The organism is Lentzea sp. NPDC092896 (assembly GCF_044754905.1).
Taxonomy (GTDB): Bacteria; Actinomycetota; Actinomycetes; order Mycobacteriales; family Pseudonocardiaceae; genus Lentzea.
Window position 1 is genome coordinate 381,311 of sequence record NZ_JBIVPX010000006.1, and the last position, 9,771, is coordinate 391,081.

Genomic DNA, 9,771 nt, shown 5'->3' on the forward strand with positions numbered 1-9,771 from the left:
GCGGTGTTGCGGTGTTCAACCTGCGGCTCTTCATCGAGGCCTCGATCACCCTGCTGGTGATCATGGACCCGCCCGGGACCGTGCCGGTGTTCCTGGGCCTGGTGGGGCGCAAGTCCCGCGAGGCCCGCAAGCAGGCGGCGCGGCAGGGCGTGCTGGTGTCGTTCCTGGTGATCACGCTGTTCGCCGTGGCCGGCAACTCGATCCTGGCCTACATGCACATCGGCATCCCCGCGCTGCAGGGCGCGGGCGGGCTGCTGCTGTTGCTGATCGCGCTGGACCTGCTGACGGGCAAGGGCGCGACCAACCACCCCGAGGTCGAGGACGTGAACATCGCCCTCGTGCCGCTGGGAACGCCGCTGCTGGCCGGACCCGGCGCCATCGCCGCGACGATCGTGTTCGTGCGCCAGGCCGACGGGGCGTGGAGCTCTTACCTCGCTCTGGCCGCGGCGATCGTGGCCGTGCACCTCGTGCTGCTGGGGACGCTGCGGTCCGCCGGTCTGCTGATCAAGGTGTTCAAGGAGAGCGGGATCCTGCTGATGGCCAAGATCGCCGGTCTGCTGCTGGCCGCGATCGCCGTGCAGCTCGTCGCGTCGTCGGTCGCGGGCTTCATCGCTTCGGGTGTCTAGCGCTCGATGTGGGCTTTCGGGCCGTCGATGATGATCGGGCGTTCGATCAGGCTCGGGTTGGCGACCATGTGCGCGATCCACTTCGCGCGGTCGTGCTCCAGGTCCTTGGGGTAGGCCGCTTCCTTGGTGCGGGCGATCTCCCAGGGTTGTTTGTTCAGCAGTGTGAGGACGTGGTCCAGCTCTTCGGCGGTCGGGACGTCTTCGAGGTAGCGGCGTTCGGTGTAGTCGACGCCGCTGTCGTCGAGGCGTTGCTTGGCGGCGCGGCTCTTCGAGCAGCGCGGGTTGTGCCAGATCTCCATGCGGTTCATTTTCTGTCAGGGGTGCTGAGTAACTTGGTTGGGGTGGAACAACTCGGCTTCGACTTCGGCACCGCGGCACCACGCCGGCTCGTGCGCGTCACGCCCGCGAAGCTCTCGACGTGGACGAGCTGCCCGCGCCGCTTCCGCATGACGTACCTCGACCGTCCCTCGCCACCTCGGGGCGGCGCCTGGGCGCACAACACCCTCGGCGCCGTCGTGCACAACGCGCTGAAGGCACTCTTCGACCTGACGCCCGACCGCCGCACCCCCGACCAGGCCGTGGCACTGCTGAACAGGCAGTGGAAGTCCGAGGGCTTCCGCGACGTCGACCAGGCCGCCGAGTACCGCACCCGCGCCCAGGGCTGGGTCCACGACTACGTGAGCGCCCTCGACGTCGACTTCGAACCGCTCGGCGTCGAGCGCTGGGTGTCGTCGCCGACCGACCGCATCGTGGCCGAGGGCCGGGTCGACCGCATCGACTACCGCGACGGCGAACTCGTCATCGTCGACTACAAGACCGGCCGCCACGTCCTGACCTCCGACGACGCGCGCGGCTCGCAGGCACTGGCGCTCTACGCGCTGGCGGCCCGCCGAACGCTGCGCAAGCCGTGCCGCCGCGTCGAGCTGCACCACCTGCCGTCGGGGTCGGTGGCGGAGTGGGAGCACACGGAGGAGTCGCTGGCCCGGCACGTCCGGCGCGCCGAGGAGGCCGCGGACGAGATCGACCTGGCCACGGAGACGCTGAAGGCCGGCGGCGACAAGGAGGTCCTGTTCCCGCCGGTGACGGGGCGGCAGTGCCAGTGGTGCGACTTCCGGCGGAGCTGTGCGGAGGGGCAGGAGGCGGCGCCCCCGCTGGACCCGTGGGCGCTCTTGGCGCCGTAGCTCTCTGGGCATGATCGCGAGTTGTCCACAGGGCGCGGCTTTGTGACCTGGGGTTATTTGTGGTCGGCTAGCCTGTGGATAGCCGGGAACCGAAGACGCGTTTCACTCGTTGCGTGACAAGGAAGCGCGCGGGGGCAGCGGGTTCGGAGCCGGACGACTTGTGGCTCGTGTGGATCGCCGGGCTCGTTCGGATTGCGGGCTTGCGTTGTTCGGACTGCGGCTTGTGTTCGGACTGCGGGGCTTGCGTGTTCGGGCTGCGGCTTGTGTTCGGGCTGCGGGGCTTGCGTGTTCGGACGGCGGGCTTGCGTGGGACGGCGGTGCTGCCCGCAAAGGATGCGTGACGGCGATGCTGCCCCGTAAGGATGCGTGGAGTGCGGCTTTTGCCGTAGGCCGTCGCCACGGCGGCTGGGCCATGCCTGCCCGCGCGCGCCTTGACCCGTAGGGTGGCTGGAGTGGAAGTGGAAGCAGCCAAGCGGCCCTCGCGGACCTACGGAATCCTGCGCGCTGTGAGCGGTGTGCTCGCGGTGGGCATGGTGCTGCTCGCACTGGGGAACATCGGCGTCCAGTTCTACGCGAACTCCCGCGACCTGCCAGGGCCTGGCACGTTGTCCGTCGTCGCGCACGTGGTGGCGGCCTTGCTCGTGGTCGCCGGGCAGATAGTGGCCGACCGGTACGCGGACTGGAAGGCGCCGGTCGCCTCGCTCGCGGTGCTCGTCGTCAGCGGTGCGACGTTGTGGACCTTCTGGTGGGCCTAGCCCGCTAGGGCCGTGCCGGTCCGCTGGGATCGTGCCGGTCCGCTGGGATCGTGCCGGTCCGCTGGGATCGTGCCGGTCCGCTGGGATCGTGCCGGTCCGCTGGGATCGTGCCGGTCCGCTGGGGCCGTGTCAGTCCGCTGCGACCGTGCCAGCCCGCTAGGACCGTGCCAGCCGCTAGGGCCGTGCCAGCCCGCTGGGACCGTGCCAGGCGGCGAGGGCCGCGCCAGCCCGCCATGGCCGTGCCGGTTTTGTTGTATCGACCGGAAATTCGCACTTCCGCCCGAGTCGTCCGGACCCCTACAGTGTGCTTTCGATCCGCTTGGGGAGGCGGTTCGGAATCCTTGGGGGAAGTCGATGGCCGTGGGGGACGTCGTTGGCGCGCGCCGTGAATCGGTCGCGTTGCCGGTTCCGGTGTTGCTGGTGGTGGCGGGGTTCGCCGCTGCCGTCGTCGCGCAGGGCGGGTACTACCTGCCTGGTCGTGTGCTGTCGGGACTTCTGGTCGGGGTGGCCGTTGTTCTCGCCAGCCCTCGGCCTGATCTCCTTGCGGCGCTTGGGGGAGCGTTTGCGGCGTGGGCGCTGGTGCGCGGGCTGCTCGAGGGCGACGTGGTGTCGGGACTGCCGTCGGCGGGCGCGGCCGTTGTGTTCGTCGGCGCCACACTTGTTGCGGCGCAGGCTGATCGTGAGCAGCGCGAGTTGCTCGCTGCGGTCGTTGTCGGGGTCGGTGCGCTGGTCGGGTTCACCGGGTGGGTGGCCGTGGTGTTCCGGGTGCCGTCGTGGACGACTGTCGCGGAAGGGTTGCTGCGGGCCGCGTCGACGCTGACCTACCCGAACGCCGCCGCTGCGGTGATGGCGGCGGCGGCCGTGTTGTCGCTGGTTCTGCGGCCGACGGTGTTCACGGCGGTGATGAGTTTCCTGCTGTGCGCGGGGATCGGCGCGACTATGAGCCGGGCCGGCGTGATCGCGTTGCTCGCCGGGCTGGTGGTGCTGTGTGCGTTCTGGGGCCTCAAGAAGACGGTGACGGCTGCCGTGCCGCCGCTGCTCGGGGCCGTCCTGGCCGTTGCCGCCCTGCTGCCGTCGATGCGAGTGGCCGACGAGCCGCGGCCGTTGCTCGCGATCGCGGGGCTGGCAGGCGGTGCCCTGGTGGCGTTGGGTCTGCCCAGGCTGGGGCGGTTCGTGGTGCCGATCGCGCTGTTGTTGGCGGCCGGAGGCGGGGTGGCCGCGTTCGCGTTCGCCGACCGGCTGGCCACGCGGGTCTCGTTCAGCTCACCGGACCGTGCCGGGGCGACCGGGGCCGCGCTGGAACTCGTCTCGCGGTCACCGCTGCTCGGTGCCGGGCCGGGGAATGGATCTTTTTTCTTCAACGGGGGCAACCAAAGCACTCGCGTCATGCGTTATGTGCACAACGAGTACCTCCAGGTGCTCGTTGAGTTGGGGGCTGTCGGGCTGGTGCTCGCGCTGGGGGTTGTGGTCGCCGTGCTGTTCGCGATGTGGCGAGGGCGCGGGACGCCGTTGCAGGCGGGGGCGGTGGCGGCGGTTGCCGTCGTGCTGGTGCACAGCGGCTTCGACTTCCTGTGGCACCTGCCCGTCGTCCTCGTCGTCGCCGGCCTCTGCGCCGGTCTGGGGTTTCCGTCCACAAAGGACGGAATGAGTGAGGGGGCAACTGCATGAAGAAGTTTTCCGGGGGCAAGGCGCTGGCGGTCGTCGCCGTCGTGGGTGGCGCGGTTCTCGCGTCCATCGCGCCGGTCATGGCCGAGGTGAGCGCGCAGTCGCCTTCCCTGGGGGCCGTCAGAGTCGAGCCGACCGCGAAGGTGAAGGCGTTGGGCGCCGCGGTCGAGGTCGACGTGACCTACTCCTGCCCGGTCGGTCAGCCGCAGTCGTACGTGTACGTGAACGTCACCCAGTCCAAGTTCATCGGGGTGGCTTCCGGTAGCGGTTCCAAGGTCGTCACCTGCACCGGCGGGTTCGAGACGGTCAAGGTCACCGCGACCGCGCAGCCGGGTTGGCCGTTCGGCGTGGGCATCGCCTACGCCAAGGCCGACCTGAACTCGTACCCGAACTCGGCGAGCGACGAGAAGCAGATCTGGATCAACCCGTGATGATGTGACCGTGCCGAGCCTGGCTGTGACATTCCTGGAAGCTGGTTGAGTTCAGGAAGTCAGCCAGGCTCGCCACGTCGGCAGCAGCGTGGAGATGAGGTCCAGCGGAGCCTCGGTGTTCGGCGAGTGCATCACGCCCGGCAGCACGGCGAAGTCCGCGTCCAGCCGTTCCGCCATGTCGCGCTGGGCGGCGGGGGTCCACGCGTCGTCCGCGTCGCCGCACACCACCAGGCAGGGCGTGCCGGACGAACGCAGCGCGCGGGCCAGCTTCGCCACCTGGTCCGGTTCGTAGCGCAGGCCGTTGCTCATGCCGAGCAACGCCGCGGCCTGCGACTTGAGGAACCTGGTGCGGTAGAAGTCCTTCAGCTCCTGCGGCAGCGCGACCCAGGCCGGGTTCTGCGCCGACCGCAGCTCGTTCAGCCTGTGGGTGCCCTCGACGCCCTGCTCGGCCAGCACGTGCTCGCCGACCTCCAGCACCGTGCGGCGATCGCCCGCGGGCAGTTCGGACGGGCCCGTCGACATCAGCGTCAGACCGGTGATCGGGGCGCCCGCGAACACCGCGGCCCGTGTCACCAGACCGCCGTAGGAATGGCCGAGCAGCAGCACTTTCCGGCCGTCCGCCGCGATCTTGCCGATCAGCTCGGCCAGCACCGAACCCAGTGGGCCCGGCCGGTAGAGCGCCTCGTCGTCCGGGCCGGCGGAGTCCTGCTGGCCCGGCAGGTCGATCGCGACGACCTCGAAACCCGCGTCCGCGATCGGGTCGATCATCGGCGCGAAGTCCTCTTTGGAACCCGTGTAGCCCGGCACGAGCAGCACGGTCGTGCGCATCGCGTCGTCGCCCATCGCGGGCGCGCGCAGAGCCGCGATCGTGCCGTAGCGGCCCGGAAAGTCGACGCGTTGCGCCCGGTTCGGGCTGATCTGCGAGTACACGAGCTGAACTATCGCAGCGCGACCAGGGTTTCGCCACGCTGCTCGAGCACGACTGGACCGGCTGTGGCGAGTTGCACAGGGCCCGTGTGGCCTTCGCGGTTCAGCTTGATCGTGCCCACGACGGCGCCGGTGGCCTGCTCGTACACCCGCAGGCCCTCCTTCACCGGGATGAGCGCGCGGCCCGCGAGCGTCGTGCCGGCGCCCAGCGTGCCCTCGGCGGTCCACAGTGGAGTGAGCGTCTCCAGCGACAGCGCGACCGTGCGGGAACCGCTGAACCAGAAGGCGTTCGTCTTCGTCGTGAAGACGCGCGCCACGTGGTTCGGCGGGTCGGTGAAGTCGGCGTCGGGGATGTCGAGCGGCGCCTCGCCGACCTGGTTGCCGGTCTCCGTGTCGAAGATCTGCAACCGGCTGGGACCCGGCACCGCCACCGCGACGAGCTTCTCCGTGATGGCGACGATCTGCACGTTCCTGCCGCCGGTCATCGCGGTGGAGAACACCTTGGGCTCGTCGGACTTGTCCGGGTTCGGCTTGAGCACCGTGACCCGCTCCGACGCGTCGTCCGGGCAGCGCTCGATGATCGCGAACTTGCCGGACGTGACGGCCGTCGAGCCGTAGGTGCAGCCGACGCGCGGCTGCTTGCCGGGGTTCACGATCGCGCGCAGGCCGCCGTACTCGAGCGAGCGCACCAGGTCGTCACGCCGGTAGACCTCGAGGAACTTCGAGCCCGTCGTGATCAGGTGCGAACCCTCGTTGAGCAGTGCCGTGCCCGATTCCGCGTCGCCGTTGCGCTGCGCCCGGCGCTCGCCGGTGACACCGTCGAGCGAGGTGAGCTCCGAGCAGTTCGTGCCCTTGGAGTACAGGGCCATCGCCCTGCCCCACGCCGAGCTCACCACGCACAGCGGCAGATCGCGCTCGTACGTCCATCGCACGTCCCCGGTCAGCGGGTCGCGCCCGTTGACCTCGCCGCCGTCGCCGGTCACGACCGTTGACGGCTTCTCCTCGCCCGTGTCCTTCGACGCGGTCTGCACGACCACGGGCGACTGCGTGGCGCCGCTCTTCGCGCGCCACACCTCGCCGAGTGACGGAGGCAGCGCGGCGACCTCGGGCAGCTGCTCCCACGACGAGGGCCCGGTGACCGACGTCGTGGCACGAGCATCGCTGAACGCCCAGGTCAGCACGGACGCGGTCACCGACACCACGGCGATCAGCGCGACCGCGATGAAGTCGGCACGGGTGCGCCAGGAGCGGGCGGGCGGACGTTCCTCGACAGGCTTGGACTCGGGCACGCTCTCGTGCGCGGGCTCATCGAGGACGTCCTCGACGTCGGTGACGTCGGAACCGGGGGACGACATGGTGATCAGTCTGCCGAAGGTGCGGCCTGTTCGGCAGAGCTTCGGCGACGCCGACGCCTGCGCGGCTTGTCCGAGGCGGACTTCGCGGAGCTCTCGCCGCCCTCTGCCGACGGCGCCTGCTCGCCCTCCTGCGTCACGCCCGCACGGCTGCGCGTGCGGGAGCGGGAACGCTTCGGCCTGGTCTCCTCGGTGTTCGCCTCCGGAGCCTGCTCGGCGCCCGCGGGAGTGGAGCCGGGACGACGACTGCTGCGGCGCTTGCGCTTGCCGGTGTCGAGCTTCTCCTCCTCCTCGGCGTCGAGGCCCGCGCGGGTGCGGTGGCTCAGCGGCAACCGGCCCGTGGAACCGGACGGGATGCCCAGGTCGGCGAACAGGTGGTCGGACGTGGAGTACGTCTCCACCGGCAGCGGCTGGCCGAGGCCGAGCAGGTCGTTGACCGAGGCCCAGCGGTGCGTCTCGTCCCAGTCGACGAACGTGACCGCGACACCCGTGCGCCCGGCACGGCCCGTGCGGCCGATGCGGTGGACGTAGGTCTTCTCGTCCTCGGGGCACTGGTAGTTGATGACGTGCGTCACGTCGTCGATGTCGATGCCGCGCGCGGCGACGTCGGTGGCGACCAGCACGTCGACCTTGCCGGCGCGGAACGCCCGCAGCGCCTTCTCACGTGCGCCCTGGCCCAGGTCACCGTGCACGGCGGCCGCGGCGAACCCGCGCTCGGTCAGGTCGTCGGCGACCTTCTGCGCGGTCCGCTTGGTGCGCGCGAAGACCATCGTCAGGCCCCGGTCGCGGGCCTGCAGTGCGCGGGCCAGCATCTCCGGCTTGTCCATCGAGTGCGCGCGGTAGACGAACTGCGAGGTGTTCTCGTGCGTCTGACCGGCGTCGTTCTCCTCGGCACGGATGTGCGTCGGCTGGTTCAGGAACGTGCGGGCCAGCGTGATGATCGGGCCCGGCATGGTCGCCGAGAACAGCATGGTCTGCCGCTCGTCGGGGACCATGTTCAGGATGCGCTCGATGTCGGGCAGGAAGCCCAGGTCGAGCATCTCGTCGGCCTCGTCCAGCACCAGCATGCGGACCTTGCCGAGCACCAGGTGGCGCTGTTCGGCCAGGTCGAGCAGGCGGCCGGGCGTGCCGATGATGACATCGGCGCCCTTGCGGAGCTGCGCGATCTGACGCTCGTAGGGGATGCCGCCGTAGATGGCTGCGACCCTCACACCGAGGTGGCGCGACGCGTCGGTGAGGTCGTGCGAGACCTGGAGACACAGCTCACGGGTGGGAACGACCACAAGGGCCTGCGGGGTGCCGTCGCCGGGCAGGTCGACGCGGTGCAGCAGCGGCACGCCGAACCCGAGGGTCTTGCCCATGCCGGTGCGGGCCTGGCCGATGAGGTCGTCACCGGCGAGAGCGATCGGGAGCGTCAGCTCCTGGATGGCGAAGGTGCGCTCGATGCCGGCTTCGCCGAGCGCCTTGACGATCTCGTGACGCACGCCGAGCTCGGCGAACGTGGGGGATTCGGACTGCACCGGGGCGTCTGCCAGCAACGGGTGCGACGTGTCTTCTTCGGGAACTCCGGCCTCGCTGTGTTCGAGTGCCACCGGGTCCAGATGTGCTTCTACTTCAGCGGTCAGGGTGATCAGCCTCTCTCGTACCAAGCGCGTACGAGCCCTGGCCGGGCCTCTCGACCGCGCTCGATGAGCAGCTGCGGGAAAGGTGTACGCGCACCATTTCTGCGCCGCGCAGCGTGGTCGTCACACTCGTCACGCCGGGCGTCCAAGGCCATTCTACCTGCCCAGACCTATTTGACCACTAGGCTTGACCACCATGGGTGTTGCGGAGGGTGTTGTCGATCTTCTGGGAGCGCTTGCATATGGCGAGCTCTCGGCTTTCGACCGGATGACGGAGGACTCGCGCACGGCGCCGACATTGGCGGGCCGCGCGGCGCTCGCGCAGATGGCCGCAGCCGAGATCGGGCATTTCACGCTGCTTCAGAAGCACCTGGCCACCGAGGGCATCACCGTCGAGGACGCGATGACGCCGTTCGTGAAGGGTTTCGACGCGTTCCACGAGTCGACGAGCCCCAAGTCGTGGCTGGAGTCGCTGGTGAAGGCGTATGTCGGGGACGGGCTGGCGGCGGACTTCTACCGCGAGATCGCGGAGTGGCTGGACGCGCCGACCAAGGAGCTCGTGCTCCACGTGCTCGCCGACACGGGTCATTCGGCGTTCGCTGAACGCGAAGTCCTGGCCGCCGTCGAGGCCGATCCGCGGGTGCGCGACCGGCTCGCGCTGTGGGGCCGGCGGCTGCTCGGCGAGGCGTTGACGCAGGCCCAGTACGTGGTGGCGGAGCGGGACGGCCTCTCCGAGCTGATCATCCGGGGCTCTGGGGACCTCGCCGGGATCGGTCAGCTGTTCCGCCGCCTTCAGCAGTCGCACGCGCGGCGCATGACGCAGCTGGGTCTCGGCTAGGTAGGCTCGGCCGTAGATTTTTCTCTTGAGCACGGAGGTCAGCGTGGAGGTCAGGATCGGCGTCGCGGACAGCGGGCGCGAACTCGTCGTGACCAGTGAACTCAACCCGTCCGAGGTCGAGGCTCTGGTGGCGGACGCGGTGTCCGGCAAGTCCAGCGTGCTGTCGCTGGTGGACGTCAAGGGTGCGCGGTTCGTCGTGCCCGCTGGCCGCGTCGCGTACGTGGAGATCGGCCCGCAGGACTCGCGCAAGGTCGGGTTCGGCGCCTGAGACGGCAGAACGTGAGAAAGGCCCCGGTCCCGGTGACCGGGGCCTTTCTCGTTCAGGAACGGCGCAGTATCGATCACCGCCGCCGAACTCGCAGTCCGGCGCCTCA

The 9,771-nt window shown here is 69.8% G+C and carries 11 protein-coding genes; 7 read left to right on the forward strand and 4 right to left on the reverse strand.

Going from position 1 to position 9,771, the window contains the following annotated elements:
* Positions 1–11 precede the first annotated feature (11 nt).
* Positions 12–626: a MarC family protein gene (locus tag ACIQF0_RS29735; RefSeq protein WP_401034653.1), complete on the forward strand. Its 615-nt coding sequence runs from the start codon at positions 12–14 to the stop codon at positions 624–626.
* Here ACIQF0_RS29735 and ACIQF0_RS29740 read toward each other — a convergent pair.
* A complete protein-coding gene (locus ACIQF0_RS29740) occupies positions 623–925 on the reverse strand; it encodes an ArsC/Spx/MgsR family protein (protein ID WP_401034654.1) in 303 nt (100 codons plus the stop codon). The genes ACIQF0_RS29735 and ACIQF0_RS29740 overlap by 4 nt on opposite strands.
* Positions 926–967: 42 nt before the next feature.
* On the opposite strand from ACIQF0_RS29740, the gene ACIQF0_RS29745 reads away from it, so the two are divergent.
* The 4 genes from ACIQF0_RS29745 to ACIQF0_RS29760 all read left to right on the forward strand — a co-directional run bounded on the left by ACIQF0_RS29745 (position 968) and on the right by ACIQF0_RS29760 (position 4,658).
* Positions 968–1,807: a PD-(D/E)XK nuclease family protein gene (locus tag ACIQF0_RS29745; RefSeq protein ID WP_360037580.1), complete on the forward strand. Its 840-nt coding sequence runs from the start codon at positions 968–970 to the stop codon at positions 1,805–1,807.
* A 452-nt stretch (positions 1,808–2,259) separates the two neighbouring features.
* On the forward strand, positions 2,260–2,562 hold the full coding sequence (locus ACIQF0_RS29750; RefSeq protein WP_360037578.1) for a hypothetical protein: 303 nt from the start codon (positions 2,260–2,262) through the stop codon (positions 2,560–2,562).
* A gap of 360 nt (positions 2,563–2,922) precedes the next feature.
* Positions 2,923–4,230 carry an O-antigen ligase family protein gene (locus ACIQF0_RS29755; RefSeq protein ID WP_401034658.1) on the forward strand — a complete coding sequence of 436 codons (1,308 nt, stop codon included), beginning with the start codon at positions 2,923–2,925 and terminating at the stop codon, positions 4,228–4,230.
* Positions 4,227–4,658, forward strand: coding sequence for a hypothetical protein (locus tag ACIQF0_RS29760; RefSeq protein ID WP_401034661.1), 432 nt, complete (start codon positions 4,227–4,229; stop codon positions 4,656–4,658). The genes ACIQF0_RS29755 and ACIQF0_RS29760 overlap by 4 nt, the downstream gene beginning before the upstream one ends.
* Positions 4,659–4,709: 51 nt before the next feature.
* Here ACIQF0_RS29760 and ACIQF0_RS29765 read toward each other — a convergent pair whose 3' ends face one another.
* From ACIQF0_RS29765 to ACIQF0_RS29775, 3 genes are read right to left on the reverse strand one after another with little or no spacing between them, the layout of a single operon-like run.
* Entirely contained in the window at positions 4,710–5,588 is an 879-nt protein-coding gene (locus ACIQF0_RS29765; protein WP_401034663.1) for an alpha/beta fold hydrolase, read from the reverse strand.
* Between the two features lie 8 nt (positions 5,589–5,596).
* Positions 5,597–6,940 carry a hypothetical protein gene (locus tag ACIQF0_RS29770; protein WP_401034666.1) on the reverse strand — a complete coding sequence of 448 codons (1,344 nt, stop codon included), beginning with the start codon at positions 6,938–6,940 and terminating at the stop codon, positions 5,597–5,599.
* A 5-nt stretch (positions 6,941–6,945) separates the two neighbouring features.
* Complete coding sequence (locus ACIQF0_RS29775; RefSeq protein WP_360037563.1) at positions 6,946–8,529, reverse strand: DEAD/DEAH box helicase; 1,584 nt, start codon at positions 8,527–8,529, stop codon at positions 6,946–6,948.
* A gap of 226 nt (positions 8,530–8,755) precedes the next feature.
* Here ACIQF0_RS29775 and ACIQF0_RS29780 point away from each other — a divergent pair, with 226 nt between their 5' ends.
* Complete coding sequence (locus tag ACIQF0_RS29780) at positions 8,756–9,397, forward strand: ferritin-like fold-containing protein (RefSeq protein WP_360037561.1); 642 nt, start codon at positions 8,756–8,758, stop codon at positions 9,395–9,397.
* Positions 9,398–9,440: 43 nt separating this feature from the next.
* Entirely contained in the window at positions 9,441–9,665 is a 225-nt protein-coding gene (locus ACIQF0_RS29785; RefSeq protein ID WP_093602316.1) for a DUF3107 domain-containing protein, read from the forward strand.
* Positions 9,666–9,771: the final 106 nt, after the last annotated feature.